The sequence below is a fragment of the Bacillus sp. FSL P2-0069 genome, from assembly GCF_038593315.1.
GTDB classification, from domain to species: domain Bacteria; phylum Bacillota; class Bacilli; order Bacillales; family Bacillaceae; genus Bacillus; species Bacillus safensis.
In genome coordinates this window covers 445,386-463,257 of the sequence record NZ_CP151984.1, presented here as the reverse complement: position 1 = coordinate 463,257, position 17,872 = coordinate 445,386, and the positions used below count along the sequence as shown (strand labels likewise).

At 41.3% G+C, this 17,872-nt stretch carries 17 protein-coding genes; 7 read left to right on the top strand and 10 right to left on the bottom strand.

All coding sequences use genetic code 11. The features are described 5' to 3' along the window. From NSQ34_RS02220 to NSQ34_RS02205, 4 genes are all read right to left on the bottom strand, one after another. Complete coding sequence (locus NSQ34_RS02220) at positions 1-1,218, bottom strand: NRAMP family divalent metal transporter (RefSeq protein ID WP_061110660.1); 1,218 nt, start codon at positions 1,216-1,218, stop codon at positions 1-3. 26 nt (positions 1,219-1,244) lie between these two features. Further along, positions 1,245-2,003: a 5-oxoprolinase subunit PxpA gene (locus tag NSQ34_RS02215; protein ID WP_034283808.1), complete on the bottom strand. Its 759-nt coding sequence runs from the start codon at positions 2,001-2,003 to the stop codon at positions 1,245-1,247. Positions 2,004-2,186: 183 nt separating this feature from the next. After that, complete coding sequence (locus NSQ34_RS02210) at positions 2,187-2,942, bottom strand: Cof-type HAD-IIB family hydrolase (RefSeq protein WP_024425552.1); 756 nt, start codon at positions 2,940-2,942, stop codon at positions 2,187-2,189. 127 nt (positions 2,943-3,069) lie between these two features. Beyond that, positions 3,070-3,336 carry an excalibur calcium-binding domain-containing protein gene (locus NSQ34_RS02205; RefSeq protein WP_080943500.1) on the bottom strand — a complete coding sequence of 89 codons (267 nt, stop codon included), beginning with the start codon at positions 3,334-3,336 and terminating at the stop codon, positions 3,070-3,072. Positions 3,337-3,520: 184 nt separating this feature from the next. On the opposite strand from NSQ34_RS02205, the gene NSQ34_RS02200 reads away from it, so the two are divergent. From NSQ34_RS02200 to NSQ34_RS02185, 4 genes are all read left to right on the top strand, one after another. Next, positions 3,521-3,898, top strand: coding sequence for a VOC family protein (locus NSQ34_RS02200; RefSeq protein WP_061110657.1), 378 nt, complete (start codon positions 3,521-3,523; stop codon positions 3,896-3,898). A 366-nt stretch (positions 3,899-4,264) separates the two neighbouring features. After that, positions 4,265-5,056 carry a septation ring formation regulator EzrA gene (locus NSQ34_RS02195; RefSeq protein ID WP_034283804.1) on the top strand — a complete coding sequence of 264 codons (792 nt, stop codon included), beginning with the start codon at positions 4,265-4,267 and terminating at the stop codon, positions 5,054-5,056. A 66-nt stretch (positions 5,057-5,122) separates the two neighbouring features. Continuing rightward, a complete protein-coding gene (locus NSQ34_RS02190) occupies positions 5,123-6,250 on the top strand; it encodes a hypothetical protein (protein WP_176967317.1) in 1,128 nt (375 codons plus the stop codon). A 16-nt stretch (positions 6,251-6,266) separates the two neighbouring features. Then, complete coding sequence (locus NSQ34_RS02185; RefSeq protein WP_080701244.1) at positions 6,267-6,512, top strand: DUF2651 family protein; 246 nt, start codon at positions 6,267-6,269, stop codon at positions 6,510-6,512. 35 nt (positions 6,513-6,547) lie between these two features. Here the strand turns inward: NSQ34_RS02185 and NSQ34_RS02180 are convergent, their stop codons facing one another. The 4 genes from NSQ34_RS02180 to NSQ34_RS02165 form a co-directional block, all read right to left on the bottom strand. After that, complete coding sequence (locus tag NSQ34_RS02180) at positions 6,548-8,296, bottom strand: methyl-accepting chemotaxis protein (protein ID WP_101677056.1); 1,749 nt, start codon at positions 8,294-8,296, stop codon at positions 6,548-6,550. Between the two features lie 99 nt (positions 8,297-8,395). After that, positions 8,396-9,517 carry a mannitol-1-phosphate 5-dehydrogenase gene (locus NSQ34_RS02175; protein ID WP_254001575.1) on the bottom strand — a complete coding sequence of 374 codons (1,122 nt, stop codon included), beginning with the start codon at positions 9,515-9,517 and terminating at the stop codon, positions 8,396-8,398. A gap of 1 nt (position 9,518) precedes the next feature. Next, a complete protein-coding gene (locus NSQ34_RS02170) occupies positions 9,519-9,953 on the bottom strand; it encodes a PTS sugar transporter subunit IIA (RefSeq protein ID WP_012008933.1) in 435 nt (144 codons plus the stop codon). A gap of 95 nt (positions 9,954-10,048) precedes the next feature. Beyond that, positions 10,049-11,491 carry a PTS mannitol transporter subunit IICB gene (locus NSQ34_RS02165; RefSeq protein ID WP_034283798.1) on the bottom strand — a complete coding sequence of 481 codons (1,443 nt, stop codon included), beginning with the start codon at positions 11,489-11,491 and terminating at the stop codon, positions 10,049-10,051. Between the two features lie 507 nt (positions 11,492-11,998). Between NSQ34_RS02165 and NSQ34_RS02160 the strand changes: the two genes are divergently transcribed. The 3 genes from NSQ34_RS02160 (at position 11,999) to NSQ34_RS02150 (ending at position 15,049) form a co-directional block, all read left to right on the top strand. After that, positions 11,999-13,633: a copper resistance CopC/CopD family protein gene (locus tag NSQ34_RS02160; RefSeq protein WP_254001574.1), complete on the top strand. Its 1,635-nt coding sequence runs from the start codon at positions 11,999-12,001 to the stop codon at positions 13,631-13,633. Positions 13,634-13,648: 15 nt separating this feature from the next. Continuing rightward, positions 13,649-14,263 (top strand): DUF1775 domain-containing protein, encoded by a 615-nt coding sequence (locus tag NSQ34_RS02155; protein ID WP_041106532.1) that lies wholly within the window; start codon positions 13,649-13,651, stop codon positions 14,261-14,263. A 189-nt stretch (positions 14,264-14,452) separates the two neighbouring features. After that, a complete protein-coding gene (locus NSQ34_RS02150) occupies positions 14,453-15,049 on the top strand; it encodes an NAD(P)H-dependent oxidoreductase (RefSeq protein WP_254001573.1) in 597 nt (198 codons plus the stop codon). A 44-nt stretch (positions 15,050-15,093) separates the two neighbouring features. Here NSQ34_RS02150 and NSQ34_RS02145 read toward each other — a convergent pair whose 3' ends face one another. Both NSQ34_RS02145 and NSQ34_RS02140 read right to left on the bottom strand, forming a co-directional pair. Next, positions 15,094-16,488, bottom strand: coding sequence for an NAD-dependent succinate-semialdehyde dehydrogenase (locus NSQ34_RS02145; RefSeq protein WP_254001572.1), 1,395 nt, complete (start codon positions 16,486-16,488; stop codon positions 15,094-15,096). Then, complete coding sequence (locus NSQ34_RS02140; RefSeq protein WP_034283791.1) at positions 16,463-17,851, bottom strand: APC family permease; 1,389 nt, start codon at positions 17,849-17,851, stop codon at positions 16,463-16,465. Before NSQ34_RS02140 ends, NSQ34_RS02145 begins: the two co-directional genes overlap by 26 nt. Between the last annotated feature and the right edge of the window lie 21 nt (positions 17,852-17,872).

The following is a 17,872-nucleotide window of genomic DNA, read 5'->3' as shown; positions in this document are numbered from 1 at the left end:
TCAACTCCATAGTTTCGGGATTTCATTAATGATGGTATAGCCGCCCATCATCGCCATAATGACCACAACAAATGCACCAGTCACTGTCAAAAAGAATGGATGCCGATAATCTCCGACAATGTCTTTCTTATACGCCGCAACGAGTAATGTGCCAAGGGCGAGCGGCAAAATCAATGCATTGATCGCTCCAACTAATATCAAGATGTTCACTGGTCTTCCGATCGTAATAAAACAAAGGGTCGAGAGGGCAATAAAGCCAATGATGATACCACGCTGGTTTTGCTCAATTTTTGGTGAGAAGGTTTTGAAGAAAGAAACAGATGTGTATGCTGCTCCAATGACGGATGTAATCGCCGCAGCCCACATAATAATCCCGAACATTTTATATCCGATATTTCCTGAAGCTAATTGAAAAACAGAGGCAGGCGGGTTGGATGGATCTATCTGCAAGCCTTTTGAGACAACTCCTAATGTGGCAAGAAAGAGTGCCACACGCATGACAGATGTAATTAACACACCGAAAATAGAGCTTTTCGTCACTTGCGGCAGTGCTTTCTTCCCCTTAATACCTGCATCCAGCAAGCGATGCCCGCCAGCAAAGACGATATAGCCGCCTACCGTTCCGCCCACAAGTGTCACAATGGATAAAATATCAATCGTCTCTGGGACAAATGTTCTCACGGCTGCTTCTCCAACTGGCGGCGCTGTTGAAATCGCCACGTACAGCATCAGGCCAATCATGACAAAGCCTGCTGCCTGCGTAAAACGGTCCATCGCTTTCCCAGCCTCTTTGATCACAAAGATGAGAATGGCAATCACAGCACTGATCCCTGCGCCGATTCGCGGATCGACACCGAAGATCACCTGAAAACCGAGACCAGCTCCAGCGATATTTCCGATGTTAAAGGCAAGTCCTCCAATGACAATCAAAAAGGCCAGCACATACCCGAGACCCGGGAGCACCATATTCGCTATATCCTGACCTCGTTTTTCTGAAACCGCAATGATGCGCCATACATTTGTTTGTGCAAAAATATCTAATAAAATTGAGATCAAAATGACAAACCCAAAGCTAGCCGCAAGCTGCTGTGTGAAGACGGTTGTTTGTGTTAAAAATCCCGGTCCGATCGCGGACGTCGCCATTAAAAAGGCAGCGCCCATCAGCATAGAACGATTCCCCTTTGGTGCCTTCATGTGTTTGACTTTCTCTGTTTTCATGCTGTTTCCCCCTTTGATGACGATTTTTATTGAAAGGCCTTGAGATGAATCCCGGCTTCTTTTAGCTTCGCTGTAATGGTTTTTGCAAATTGAAGCGCATGGCTGCCGTCTCCGTGAATGCAGACCGTATCTGCTTTGAGCTCGATATCTTCTCCTTGAACTGTACGAACCCTGCCTTCTCTCACCATACGAACAACCTGGTGGACGGCCCGTTCATCCTCTTCAATGAGTGCATGTGGTTCGCGGCGGGATGTCAGCGTCCCGTCTGTTTGATACGTCCGATCAGAAAACACTTCATGTGCCACTTGCAGACCTATTCGTTCACCTGCTAACGCAAGTTCACTGCCTGACAGACCAAATAACACAAGGTTTGGATCCACATCATACACAGCCTGCGCAATCGATTCAGATAATTCAGTATTTTCAGCCGCCATGTTGTAGAGGGCGCCGTGTGGTTTGACATGCTGCATCGTGCCGCCCTCGGCCTTGAGAAAGGCTGATAGAGCGCCAATTTGATAGATGACAAGATCATAGGCTTCCTCTGCGGAGATAGCCATTGGACGTCTGCCAAAGCCGGCCAAATCTTGCAAACCCGGATGCGCACCAATTTTGACCCCTTTATCCAGTGCCATTCTAACTGTCTTTCTCATGACCGTTGGATCTCCTGCATGAAAACCGCAAGCAATGTTGGCTGAGGTGACATATTCTAAGATTTGTTCGTCTGCACCGATTGTGTATTGACCAAAGCTTTCTCCCAAATCACAGTTGATATCCACTTGATACATAGAATCCCTCCTTGTTGTTCCGAAATACGGAATATAAAGTCCGAATATTCGAATTTATATTGATTATACCAACTTTGGATAGACTACACATGAAATTGGCAGAAAATATAACATTCGAACTAGGAGAAAACAAAAAAAGCGAGAGGCAAAGTCCTCTCACTTTTTCTTGTAATGAAGTGCACCTTATTTAGACAGCACCCAATGTTGGATGGCTTTTGCAACACCGTGTTCTGTGTTAGGAGCCGTAATCCAATCAGCCGCCTCTTTCACCACTTCCTGGGCATTTCCCATCGCAATGCCTAATCCGGCTTCTTGAATCATGGCCATATCATTGAGGCTGTCGCCAAGTGACATGACGTTGTCCATCGTACAGCCAATGCGTTCTGCTACTTTTGCAAGAGCTGCCGCTTTGTTAATGCCGGCTGCATTCACTTCGATATTCGTTGGACTTGAGTTTGTGATCTCTAGGTGCTTATTTGTTTTCAATGTATTGAGTACTTCCTCACGAACGTCATCATCATGAATATCAAAGCCAAATTTCAGCCATTCATGGTCATGAATCCGTTCAGGGAATTCACCTCTCCACACCTTATCCACAGTCGAAGCCCAGTAATCGGTTTCGTACCTATTTTTTAAATCCCACATCATTTGGACGTGATCAGGATGCAGCAGATCTCGTTCGATCAGCTGAAAATTTGAATCCCAGATTTCACTTCCGTTTGCTGTCACGAGGTAAGACGATAACTTGAGCGGCTCAACCAGCTCTCGGCATGTCATCAGTGTCCGCCCTGTGCTAATGACCACATGGACCCCTTTTGCTTCAGCTTCTTTAATGGCTTGTTTATTTTCCTCTGGAATGATGTGCTCACTGTTTAACAGCGTGCCATCCATATCAATGGCAATCAATCGGATGTCTTTCTTATGAGCTTGTGTTGACAAATTGAGTACCCCACTTTGTATCGATTTTTGAAACTATCTTTATTTTAATATAAAGAGGAAGCTGGCACAAAGGGACGAGTTTGATCCCATAGAAAAAAGACCTTATTACAGGTCTTTTCACATGTGCTTAGCGTTCACACGCAATGCCGTCTTTGTCGCGGTCAAGCTTCATGTTTTTTTGATAAAGTGCTTTTGATACATATGGCTTGTACTTTGTTTTTCCGCCTTTGTTTTTCGTGTTTTTGCTTTTTGCTACGCCGCCTTTATATACCTTGTTCAGCGCTTTACAGTTTTTGTACTTCACTGTCTTTGCATCTGCTGTGTGGGTGTCGACTTGTGTAAAGCTTAGTAAAAGACCTAAAGACAAGACAGCCACCATGATTTTTTTCAACATGTAAGATCCCCCTATTTTTTCTAATTTTACAATTTTATCATATGTCACCACTTTTTGTTTTTCAAGACTATCGAGCTAAATATTTTGATTTTTTTGGCACGAAATACACCTTATATCCTATATGGTACAATGAGTGGGAAACCTTTCCGTTTTTTACACGTATATGAAGAGAGGAGTTTTTCACATGAAAATGAAATATACCATTTTATATGTAAACGATGTGGAGTCGAGTATTCATTTCTATCAGCAAGTACTTGGTTTCCCAATAAAATTGAGGGTTGAATCCTATGTTGAGTTTGACACTGGAGACGTGACGTTATCGATTAATTCACGCCAAGATGTCAAAGAAGCACTCGGATTGCCTGTCCCTGAAGCAAATCAAGCGTCTCACACGTTTGAAATTGGCTTTGTTGTGGATGATGTGGAGCAAACGATTGCATCAATGAAGGAAAAAGGGGTTTCGATCATCAAAGAACCTGCAAAAAAACCATGGGGTCAAACGGTCGCTTATGTGTCTGATCCTGATGGTCATTTCATTGAAATATGTGATGCGGTCTCCTAATGGGCTTTGAAGGGAGTGAATCAGAATGAGAAAAAAACATGCTTTTTTCGCCGGTGTTTGCTCAATGATTGTGATTTGCAGTGCTTTTCATAGTAACAATAAGTGATGTATTCAAGAGTAACGATAGATACCTTCCTAAATGAGACTAGCACTAACTACCAATGTGGAATGAAAAGAAATTTTGTTATTGTCTAAGCTTCTCACTTTCTTTGCACTCTACACAAATATGTGTAAATCATACTTAAAGTCTTTCAAAATATATAAGTAAAAATAAACCTTAAAATAACCTTAAAATTGAAAATATGGGTTTAAAGGGCAGTTTTTTTATTGTATATTTTACTTATAAATTTGAAGGGAGATTTTAGTATGATAAATAAACAAACGTTTAAAACTGTTTTATGTTCTACACTTTTAATTACTGGTATTGGGTTTTCTCAGCAATCTTTTGCTGCAGAATCAAATTCTTTAGAAAAAGAGGCAATAAAACAACACAAAATATCAGGAATGAGCGATAAAGAAATTACTGAATTAATTAAGACCGCTAAAGATGATCGAAAATTCGCTGAAACTAAAGGGGACGAATTATACAAAAAAGATCAAAAAGAGTTCAAACAGCTTGAAACTTCAGGACAAATTGACAAACTTTATCCTAAATATAAAGTAGAGAAAAATAAAATATCTGCTTTGTCTACTAAAAAATCTATGGGCACAAAGGGAGATGTATTAGTTAGTTATGAAATTAACTCTGGAAGCGCCTCAATAGGAGTTGGACATGCAGCAATTGTAGCCCAAAACAGCTCAAATACTGTAGAATCTTGGGCTAAAAGTTATAGCCCAAAGAAGCAAGATGGTGTGAGAAAATACCCGAATACATGGAATACGAAGAAAAAAGTTTATGGTTTATGGGTTAAAGGTTCTTCTAACGCTAAATATATTGGAGCAGCTAAATATGCAGAAAAACAAGCATCAAATAAAAAACCTTATAACTGGAATTTTTTAAACAAAAACACTACTAAAAGTTTCTATTGTTCACAGCTTGCATGGAGAGCATGGAAGAATCAAGGCATAGATATTGATAATATCAAATGGGATACTATTGTCACTCCAATGGAACTTGTAAAGTCAAATAATACTAAGATTTTTAAACATAACAAATAAAATAATTAACTCAAAACAATCGTATTTCTTATACGGTTGTTTTAGTCTTTAAGGAGATGTCTATAAATGTTTAGTAAACGTATCTTTTTAAGTATATTTGTTATTTTAATTTTATCAGCTTGTACAGCCAATAATTTAGAAAATAACCCAAAAGAGAAAAAATTCACCAAAATGAAGGATACATCATTTATTATTTCTCTGTCCAATACATTAAAATCCGGTACTGAAATAATTTACTTTGATAGTAAAGGAAATAGTATAAAAGATAGTTTATTGAATTCTGGTTATAGTATTATATCCAGCACACAAAGCAAGGATAATATTTATTTTAATAGCAGTCGAAGTAATGATTATTTTACCATAAACAAAAAATCAGGTTCACTAAAAGAAGGTAATTTAAAAAGTATGTCAAAAACAACAGAAGATGAAGGATCTTTCTTTATTAATGCTAGCAACTCATACGTTTTTAAAGATATAAATATCGGTTATACAGATAAAGGGTATGAGAGCGAATTTATTTATTGGACAGACAACAACGATGATAAAAAACAACATATAAAGTTAAAGGGGATGCTCAACTCTGCAAGGTTAATAGATGGGAAATTTTATATACTTTCCAACTATGACGATGAATACTTATCCATAAAAGTTCTTGATCCAAATAACAATAAAATTATTTCGGATAAACGTATTCCAAATAAACAGATTTATTTTATTGAAGGTAACGAAAAAGATGCATTTAAAGAGTTAGACTCTGATACAATAGCTTTAGCCCTAACCGATACGGTTAACCAAAATGAAGAATCTAAAATTTTATTAATTAATAAGTCTAATTTAAAAATAAAAAAAGAAATTACAATTAATCAAAAATCTTTTTCTCCAACACAAATTGAATTACTCCATGATGGTAATATTGCTATCCCATCCTCTGAGGGCAAAGTATTAATCTATGATAAAAATTTTAAGTTAATAAAATCTTTTGTTATGAAAGATACAAAAGAAGAACAATATCTCCAAAACATTCAATACTCTAAAGATAATATGTATGCGTTTTTCAAGTATCCTACTCAAAAAAAACAAAATGTGATAGGACATGTAGATATATATAATTTAAAGAAGGGAACATTAACTAATTCCATCGATATTCACTCAAAAAAAGATTGGGAAACGGGACGACTTGAATTAATTCAGTAATAAGGGGGATAACCTAGTGGGATCTATTGTTTTATTAATTATTTTCGTCTTGCCAATATTGTCGATTCTAATTGGAATATTAGGTACACGTATCTTTAGAAACATATGGATTTCTCCTCTTGTTTCTCTTGTCTTAAGTTTGGTGTTTTGGTTTACTTTAGCAGAAGGAAACTTCTCTTTTTTATTTTGGGTAGTTTGTTACACTGTTATTTCCATAATCTCTTCTGTTATAACATTTATCATTATTAAAAAATCTTCTTAATCAACAGGACCGGAAATCATCCGGTCCTCTTTGATTTACAGACGATAACGCGCAATGTCCTGATTCAATCGCATGCTAAGCTCATTAAGTCTTTCTGCTGCTTTTGCCACATTAGAAATGGCTGTCACTTGTTCGTCTGTGGATGCAGTAATTTCTTCGATCGCCGCCGCATTTTCTTGAGAAACATGTGCTGCGCCGTGCATGGCTTTTGTGATGAGGTCGTTTTGCTCCAGCAGTGTATTCAGCTCTTTTGCCATCGCGTTTGTTTCAACGATGGTTTGTGAAATCAATGTAGAGATGGCATTGAATTCATGTTCTGTTTTATGCACTGCTTCATCCAGCTCGGCAAAACGATCCATTGTGCTCGACATGATGCCGGCTGTTGCCGTCGTTTCTTCTTTAATGCCTTGAATCATTTGCTGAATTTGAACGGCTGATTGCTTTGTCTGTTCAGCTAAATTCCGCACTTCACTCGCCACAACTGAGAAGCCTTTGCCATGCTCTCCTGCACGTGCTGCCTCAATACTTGCATTCAGTGCCAGTAAATTCGTCTCATTTGAAATGCTCTCAATCGTATCTGTGATTTGAGAGATATCCTGTACTTTTGTACTTAACTGCTCGATTCCTGCTCTAATGCCTTGAGACGCCTGAATCGATTGTTCATTCGATTGTTTTAATTGCTGTACGATTTGCTGGCCCTGCTGTGATGATTGACTCGATTGGTCGGAAATCCGTTTAATTTGATCACTCTGTTCTTTGACATTCTCAATCGATTGATTAAACTGGGTCATTTGTTGATTGGCTACTTCAAGATCAGATGCTTGATGAAGTGTTCCATTCGAAATATCTCCGATGGCTCGTCCAATTTCTTCACTGCTGGCTGAGGTTTCTTCAGATATCGCCGATAAATCTGTCGCTGATTCAACAAGCTGACTGCTCGTTTCCTGTAAACCGCTCACCAGTGTTCTGAGCTCTCCTGACATATGGTTAAAGCCTTTTGCCAGCTGTCCGATTTCATCCGTTGTTTCCTTTAAGCTCGTGCGTTCAATATTCCCCGCCGCAATTTCCTTTGAAGCAGCAGTGACTTGCTTCAGCAGTCTGACTTTTCCTCGAGCAGCTAAATAAAAGACGCCTAGACTCAGAAGGGCGACACCCGCTGTAATGAGAATAATATAAAGCTTCATCTGCTCTAATTCTTTATAAAATTCGTCCTGGAAGACAGCGATACCTACACTCCAATTCCACGGTGTAAACTGGCTCATATAGGCGAGCTTTTCTTTTTCTTCGCCGGTTGCATCGTCCTTATCCATATAGGTCACATAGTGTGCATCCTCGCCTTTTGCATTGGCGCCAGCGACCATTTTTTCACGATTGGTCGTGTTATCTGGAATGACACCGATGTCGTTGACCGGATGAACCTGGGTAGAATAGTCAGTGCCATAAGCGATCAGATAGCCTTTATTTTTATAGATAAAATCTGATTTTTGAGATTGGTATCCCTTCCCGTTGTCATTTTTGGGTCCGCTCAAGTAAAGCCGGGCTTGTTCTTGCGCCTGCTCAAGCGTCAGTTCTTTTTTCTCCACACGGTCATTCAACTGTTCAAGTGTGGCCATCGCTCCGCTGACGATGTGCTTTAAATCTGCTTTCCCTGCATCAATTAAGACATGTTTCGCTAACAAATACCCCGTTGTTCCAACTAGTCCGCCCGTTAAAATCGTGATCACGATAATGGCAGACATTAATTGAAAAAAGACACTTCTTGACGCAAACGCTTTCTTTTTCATGTACAAATTCCCCCTTACTTTATATATCGTCAAGCAGGGAAAAGTATTAAAAAAGTCATAGAAAAAATCCCTTTCTCACAATGGAAAGGGATTTTCTGATTAATGAGCTGCTTCTTTAAGAATGGCTTGATAAAGATCGTCTGATGGTGAGAGTCCACATACCTCTTCCAGCACACCTTCAATGCCTTTTTCTTTTCTTAATGCCTGCAGACGAACAGCTTCTTCGTCTTCAGTAAAGTCGTAAGCCAAAGCTGCCACAATGCCTTTAATTAAATACTCTGGCTGTCTGATCTTTTTCGCTGGACCGATTAAACGGTCATTTGCTCCAAGCTTTCTAAGCGGAGAACGTGCGACGCGCGTGACTTCATCAGAGATAAAGGCATTTTCAAATCGTTTGATGATTTTTTGAATATACGCATCATGTTCTTCTTTTTGAAAGCCATAGGTGTCGATTAAATAACTGCCCGTTTCGTGTAGTGCACCTTCGACCACTTGACGAATCTCTGGTGTATCGACAGCTTCTTTAATCGTTTGAACGCCTTTTTCGTACCCGACATAAGCAGCTAGTGCATGTCCTGTGTTGACAGTAAAGAGCTTACGCTCAATATAAGGCGTTAAATCTTGTACAAAGGTCGCTCCATCGATCTGAGGAACGTCTCCAATAAAGCCTGTCTCATCAATGACCCACTCGAAAAATGGCTCGACTGATACTTTCAAAATGTCCTCATGGTGCTGAATGGGGACAATGCGGTCAACCGCAGCGTTTGGAAAACCAACTGTGTGTGACAGCGCTTCTTGTTCATCAGCTGTTAGATGAGAGAAAACAGCTTCCTTTAAATGAGAGCTGCCGCCAATCATATTTTCACACGCCACAATGTTGATGATATGATCAGACTTTTTCTGTTTTAAACCTTCAGCAATCGATGAAGCAATGATGTTCAAAACAGCTGGTCCAACAGCTGTTGTAATGAGGTCAGCTGTTGCAACTGCCTCAGTTAATGCAGCTGGATCTTTTGCGGAATTGATAGCGGACACTGGACCGACTACTTCTTGCTGCTGCCCTGGTGCTGCGAGCTCAACCGTGTATTCTCCTTTTTCATTCAGCTCGTTGATCACCGCTTCATTTACATCGGTAAAAACGAGCTCAAAGCCTGATGCTTTTAACAAAGATCCGATAAATCCTCTGCCAATATTGCCTGCTCCAAAATGAAGTGCCTTCATGTTAGTTCACCTCGTTAAAGATGGCGATCAGTTCATCCTGATCCTTTGCATGAATGATACGCTCTACGTTTTCTTCCTCTGAACAGACAATCGCAATTTGAGAAAGAATATCGAGGTGCTCATTGTTTTTACCAGCGATACCAAATACAACTTTGGCAATATTCCCCTCGCCATATTCAACGCCATCAGGAATTTGGATAATGGAAATTCCTGAATGAAGGACAGCCGCTTTCGCATCCTCTGTTCCATGAGGAATGGCAATTCCGTTGCCCATAAATGTAGAAGAAATATTTTCTCTTTCAAACATTTTGTCCACATAATCACTTGTGACATAACCGTTTGCCACTAAGACTTCGCCTGCTTTTTTAATGGCTTCTTCTTTAGAGCCCGCTTGTTCGTTTAGAAAAATATTGTCTTTTGAAAGTACTTGTTTCATGAAAGATCACACACCTTTTTTAGAATGGAAAATCAGAAAACAACCAAAACGGGGAGTTCAATTAGGAAAAATTGGACTCAACCCGTTTCGTCATGTTATTTTTTCAATTTCTCAATCAGCTCATCGTATTTCGGGCTGTTTAAGAAATTATCAACTGAGATATGCACAGCTCCTGGCAGTTTTGCCTTGGCTCTATCTGTTAAATCTTTATGAGTAAAGACCACATCGGCATCATCTGGGATGTTGCTGATGGATGTATTTGTTACATCAATATCTAGCTCTGCCTTTTTGACTTTATTCTTTAAAACGGACGCACCCATCGCACTTGAGCCCATTCCTGCATCACAGGCAAAGATGATTTTGTTCACGTTATCTGGATTGATTTCATCTGGAGACGCTGCTTGCTCGCTTGCTTCAGCACCTTCTTTTTGTGCTGTAAGAGCAGCTGCTGCTGCACTTTTCTTGCCTTTCATGTCTTGCATTTTTTCAGTTGCTGCTGTTAAGTCTTCGTCCACTGCTTTAGACGCTTTCAAAATGACAGAAGCGACAAGGAATGATACGACCGCTGCCACGACAACACCTGCTAGAACGGCAAGGTGGCCGCCTTTTGGTGACATGAGCATAAGAGCGATGATACTTCCTGGTGACGGCACAGCCTTTAAGCCTGCATTTAACAGTGTAAAGGTCAGAACGCCGCTCGCTCCCCCAGCAATAACCGCCAAAATGAGCTTTGGCTTCATTAAGATGTATGGGAAGTAAATCTCATGGATTCCCCCTAAAAATTGAATGACAATCGCACCCGGTGCAGACTGCTTTGCAGTCCCTCTCCCAAAGAACATGTAGGCTAGAAGAACACCTAGACCTGGTCCTGGGTTTGTTTCAAGCAAGAACAGAACGGACTGGCCTGTCTTCGCCGCTTGCTCCACCCCTAATGGACCTAAAATTCCTTGGTTAATTGCATTGTTTAAGAACAATACTTTCGCTGGTTCAATGAAAATACTTGCCAGCGGAAGTAAATGTGCATTGACAATGATATCTACACCTGCCGCAAGGGCTTTATTCAGGCCTAATACCACTGGACCGATGGCGTAGAAAGCAATGGCGACTAAAATGGCACCTAGAATACCTGCACTAAAGTTATTAATCAGCATTTCAAAACCTGATTTGATTCGGTCTTTAAACAGCTGGTCGATTTTCTTAATGAGATAACCGCCAAGCGGTCCCATGATCATTGCGCCTAAAAACATTGGGATGTCCGAACCGACAATAACCCCAATCGTAGCGGTTGCACCGAGTACCCCGCCTCGATGGTCATATACGAGCTTCCCGCCTGTGTAACCGATTAAGAGCGGCAGCAAGTAGTTGATCATTGGACCAACAAGTGTATTTAATTGTTCATTTGGAAAATAACCACTTGGAATGAATAATGCGGTGATGAGTCCCCAAGCGATAAACGCTCCAATATTCGGCATGATCATACCGCTTAAATAGCTTCCAAAGCGCTGTACTTTTACTCGAAATCCGCTTTTTTCCTGCATCTATGAAAACTCCTTTCTTCTCTCCCTTTATTTAGGGCTTTATAGGTCAAAAGATATAATAACAAGATTCAGTGAAGCCCTTATGCCTATCGTAAAACGCTTTCACTTTCTCTTCAATTGAAACTAAATGTCACTTTGTCATATAGTGTGTGACAAAATTGAAAAATGATGTGAAAATACCTTCAGATCCCAATACAAAAGGGGTGAAAAGGTTGATCTGCCGTTGTTTTGAAACAAAATTCATGGGAATTTCACAACTTTCAAATGGTCTCTTCTTGTTTCCTCTTCTTAAATCGAATAGGCTTATAATTGATCAAACCTATTCAATTAAGAAATGTCTGCGCAGACATGACACAGAAAAAGTGAACCATCTTGCTGTTTGTTTCGTTTACCTTTTAAAGAGGGCGGTACAATAGGAAGAGCGGTTTTTTCTGTGACTCACAGTTTACTGCCGCTTTCTTTCTGATACATGAGACATTTTCATAGGTAGAAAGGCGGTTATTCACCTTGTTTAAAAATAGTAAGTGGCTTCTGCTTCTTATGGTCATGTTCGCTTTTTTCATTCCAAAGGAAGCATTCGCTCACGCATACGTCGTGAGCTCGAACCCAGCAGCAAATGAAGAGCTGGATCAGCAGCCTCCTTCAGTCTCGATCACATTTAGTGAAGGAATTGAAAGTGGCTTTCATGCCATTAAGGTGCTAAATGCAAAAGGTGATCGTGTGGATAAAGGAGATACGGTCATTAAAGATCAAAAGATCATGGAAGCAGCTTTAAAAAAGAATTTACCAAAAGGGATTTACACCATTCAGTGGAATGCGGTATCAGCGGACGGACACTCTGTCTCTGGCATGATTCCGTTTAGTATTGGAAAAGCGGATGGCGGTTTTGACCAATTAGAGCAAGGCCAAACGGATGAATCCATAGATATGGCTTCAACTATTGATAAAGCCTTTCTTTATACGTCATTCAGCTTATTCCTTGGGACCATTTTGTTTGGACTGCTTTGGTTTAAGAATACGATTTCACCTGTATTGGAGAAACGAATGAAGCGGCTTTTGACCGTGTCATTGATCATGATGGGCGGAGCACTTGTGTTCCAGCTGCCGATTCAGACAAAATCAGCGGCAGACGTGTCCTTTTGGGGGGCATTTCAGCCTTCGCTTTTACAAGAAACGATTGCGTCCACTTCTGGCGGTAGTCTGTGGATGATGCTTATGGCGTCATTTGTTCTTCTCACCATCTGGACGATTGTGGCGGTGAGAAAAGGAGATTTCTCTTCTTTTCGAGTTTGGCTGTTTCCACTGCTTCTCTTCATAGTGCTTCTTTGGCTGAAGGCACAAATCGGACATCCAGCCGCAACAGACAATAAAATACTCACAACATCACTTGATTTCATCCATCTCATCTCTGCTTCGATTTGGGTCGGTGGTTTAACAGCCATTGTCCTTCTATTGATAAAGAAACTGCCAAATGAAGATGAGCCGCTCATACGGAGTACGCTAGCAGCATTTCATCCTTGGGCACTGCTCTCCGTTGGACTCATTGTGTTTTCAGGATTTGTGAATGCGATCTTTATTTTGCAATCGTTTGACGCTCTTTTCCAATCAGCATACGGACGCACCTTTTTAATCAAGCTTGGTTTATTTATCATCATGGGCCTTCTTGGGCTTATGCATTACTTGATGCTGAGATGGGAAAAGAAGCAGAAACGCAGCATTTCCTTACGAGCTGAATGGATGTTCGGGATCGCCATTTTGTTATTAACGGCTGTCTTTACCAATATTCCGAGCCCTCCTCCGCCTGCACCAGAGCCCTTCTTTGGCGCAAATCAGGTCGAGCATCGTGATATTGTGTCCTTGAGCATTACTCCGAATGCCCCGGGGAAAAACTCATTCGAAGTGGCATTTACAAAGAAGAATGGCGAAACGATCACTGATATTCAATCTGTAACAGCCAAGATCCATAAGGTGGCTTTATTCGGTGATGAGACACCGAGTGAATTTCAGCTGAAACGATTAAAAAATGGGCATTTCTCTGCTGAAAATCTCTTATTAAATGAAAAAGGCACATGGAAAATTGAAATCCATGCGTTAACTGGTTCTTTTGAGAATATCGATACCACATTTATTAGAAGAAACTAAAAGGAGTTATCACATATGAAAAAATACGTTAAAGCTTTATTACCAATGCTTCTCGCTTCATTTTTATTGGCAATTCCTGTGAGTGCGCACGTAACAGTCAAGCCTGATACATCTGCGACAAATGCTTGGGAGACCTATACATTAAAGGTTCCTTCTGAGAGTGACAGCCCGACGACTAAGGTTGTCGTGACAATTCCTAAAGGCGTAGAATTCCAGCAATATGAGCCAGTACCTGGCTGGAAAACATCAACTGAAGAGAAAGATGGCAAGGTAACAAGAGTGACTTGGGAAGCAACAGGTAAAGGTGTGCTTGCTGGACAATTCCAGCAATTCGTTTTTGTAGCGAAAAACCCTGAAAAAGCAGGTGAAGCTGCTTGGGATGCGTATCAATATTATAAGGATGGAACAGTCGTTGAATGGACTGGCGATAAAGATGCTGATAAACCTCATTCCATCACAAACATTGTGGCATCCAATACTGTAACGGATTCACATGGCCAGGAAAAACCAAAAGAAGAAAAGGCCTCTGAAACGGCCACTGCTTCTTCCTCACCACTTGTCCTTGGTCTGTCCATTGCTGCTCTAGTCGTGGCACTGATTGCACTTGGACTTGCTTTTAGAAAGAAATAAAAGTGTATGAGCGATCGTTTTCTTAGAAACGATCGCTTTTTCTTCCTTTACACATGTGCAAATCGCACTGTTTACTTTTATGACGATCAATTATTTTCCATTTTCCCAACTTGTTATTACCAATATAGGATTGAATAGGATAAAGCCGCGTGACATAATGAGACAGATGACCACATAGGAGGCTATGAGATGAACCATGTAATCATATTTGCTCATCCCCAGCAAAGCTTAAATCAAACCTTATTAGATCTTGTTGTGAGCACTCTATTGAACAATGGTCATAAAGTGACTGTTCGTGATGTCTATGCCCTAGGTTTTTCGCCAGAGCTCACCATTGCAGAAAAGGCTGCCATCAAATGCGGTGATGTCCCGATTGCTATTCAAAGAGAGCAGACGCTGATTCAGCAAGCGGATGTGCTGACGTTTATTTTTTCAATATGGTGGACAGGCTTGCCGGCTATGCTAAAAGGATATGTAGAACGCGTCTTTTCTGAAGGTTTTGCTTATCAGATCAGTGAGGATGGAGAGATTGAAAATCTGCTTCGGCACAAAAAAGGTGTCATTATCAACACCCACGATGCACCGAGGACTTTTCTTAATTCCAATAAAATTTCCACCTCCTCCCATCACATGACAACTGATACTGAAGTCTTCAATTTTATTGGCGTTCAGCCTGTCGAACGGCTTTTGTTCAGCAGCATGGAGCAGGCATCTGCAGATTACATACATGAAATTCTGAAAGAAACGAAAGAAACGGTGGATCAGCTTTTCCCGCCTGCTGTATAACATAAAAAAGACTGCCGAGATTCCTCTGACAGTCTTTTTCACGTTTATTCGTCTAAACCAATGGATACATATTTTGTTTCTAAATAAGGCTCGATCCCTTCGATGCCGCCTTCTCGGCCAATTCCGCTCTCTTTCATACCGCCAAAAGGTGCTTGGACAGCCGATGGACCGCCATCATTCCAGCCAATGATCCCATAATCGAGATGTTCTGAAATGTAGAGTCCGTTCCGATAATTTTCTGTAAAGAAATAAGCTGCAAGGCCAAAAGGTGTATCGTTGGCTAATTCAATTGCCTCGTCTAACGTTTTGAATGTCGTAATAGGTGCCACTGGACCAAAGGTCTCTTCATGCATAATGTTCATCGAAGGGTCCACATGTGTAAGAACCGTTGGCTGGACAAAATAATATGATTTGTCATCGTCGAAATGCGTATCGCCGCCTACAAGAACTTTCGCCCCTTTATCCACTGCATCTTGAATTTGGCCGACAATTTTATCAAAACCGCGCTTGTTGATAATTGGACCGATGGATGTGCCTTCTTCAAACCCATTTCCTACTTTCAGCTTTTCTACTTCTTTGCTGAATCTTTGCGCAAATGCTTCATGAATGTCTTCATGCACAATTAAGCGGTTGGCACAGACACAGGTTTGCCCTGCGTTCCGAAACTTAGATGCCACTGCTTGTTTGACAGCTAGTTCAAGATTCGCATCCTTGTCTACGATGAGCGGAGCATGACCGCCAAGCTCCATTGATACGTGTTTGACTGTACTGGCACTGTTTTTGATCAGGTGCTTCCCGACGGGCGTTGAGCCTGTAAACGTGATTTTTCGAATCAATGGACTATCTGTGAAGATTTCACCCACTTCTTTGCCATCTCCCACAACCCATTGCAGTGCATCCTCTGGAATGCCGGCGTCATGACCTAATTTTACTAGTTCAATAGCTGTCAGCGGTGTGTCTTCAGCAGGTTTTACAATAAACGTACAGCCTGCTGCAAGCGCAGGAGCTGCCTTTCTCGTAATCATCGCCGCAGGGAAATTCCACGGAGTAATGGCAGCAACAGGACCAACTGGCTGTTTTGTGACGAAAAGGCGTTTGTTCGTCGTATGTGACGGGATGGTTCTGCCGTAGATTCGCTTTGCTTCTTCTGCGTACCATTCAATATAACCAGCCGCATAGACGATTTCTCCTAATGCTTCTTGATACGGCTTTCCGTTTTCTTCTGTGATGATTTTCGCAAGCCTCTCTTTATGCTCAATCATCAGATCAAACCACTTGCGAATGATATTGGCACGTTCATGTGCTGACGTTTTTGCCCATGATTTGAATGCTTTATGTGAGCGGGAAATTGCGTCTTGGATCTGTTCTTTTGTATGCTGAGCAACTGAAGCAATTTCTTCTCCTGTTGCAGGATTATACACTTTGAGTTCGTTTGTCATGCTCTATCGTCTCCTTCGTTCTTGGATTCATTACATATAGTATATACCCAATGAGTACCCAACCTAAAAGCAATATCCATTCAGCTGGCCAAGATAAGGAGGCCGGCATTCCTGGAAAGTAAAATGAAAGGAAAAGAAGACTCAGTCCGATAGCTAAAACACCTGTCGTCCGCCAATATTTTATGCGATATGGACGCTCCAGCTCAGGTTCTGTTTTCCGAAGTCTCATAAAGGCAATGGACACGATTAAGTACCCGACGATGATTCCGACACCGCCCGCATTGACAATCCATACGAGGGCAGGGCGCCCTAGTAATGGAGCGAAAAAAGCCAAAGCCCCAAGAAATAAAATGGCATTTGTCGGTGTTTTATACTTTGGATGAATATACGCAAACCATTTGGAAATCATACCTCTTTCCGCCATAGCATATAAAATACGGCTTGCACCGATAATAAAAGCATTCCAGCTCGTCACAATCCCTGCTACACCGCCGATAACCAGCACTGTTCCAAACGCTTGATGACCGAGAAGCTGAACCATCGCATCTGCTGTTGCTAATGAAGAGGCTTCAAGCTGTCCCTTTGACATTCCAGCAGCTACCCCAAAAACAATAAGCAGATAAAAAATGACCGCACTCACGATGGAAATAATCAAGATTCTCCCAATGATTTTTTTTGGTGCGTTAATCTCCGCCGCTACTTGCGGAATGACATCAAACCCAACGAATAAAAAGGGAATCATGACTAACACCGCCATAAGACCGCCAACACCGCCTTGAAACATCGGCTCAAGGTTTGCAAAATCTCCATTAAATGTTGCGCCGCCTAAAAGGAGAAAACCTGTCAGAATAATTGCCACTGTGAACACGGACTGAAAAATGGCAGCAGGCTTCGCCCCAATGTAATTCAGCGCTGTTAAAAACAATGCACCGCCAGATCCAATCAATACCCACGTGAAATAAACGTCCCATCCCCCTATATTCCATAAGAAGCCAGCATGCTGTGTTGGAATCACATAATCAATGACGGTCGGCAAGGCAACAGCTTCAAACGTAATCACAGACACATAACCAAATAATACGCCCCATGCTGAGACGAACGCTGCTTTCATCCCAAATGCCCGCTGGACAAAAACGAGCCCTCCGCCTGTTTCTGGAATCGCAGACGAAAGCTCGGCATACGTGAGTCCAATAAAGATCACTAGAATGCCTCCTATCACAAAGGCAATCACACTGCCTAAAAATCCAGCTGTTAAAATCCAATCTCCCGAAAGTACAACCCAGCCCCAGCCAAGCATTGCACCAATGGACAAAAACAGTACGTCAGACTGCGACATGGTTTTTGCCATTTGTTGTTTTTGCATACAACCATCCCCCTTTGTTGT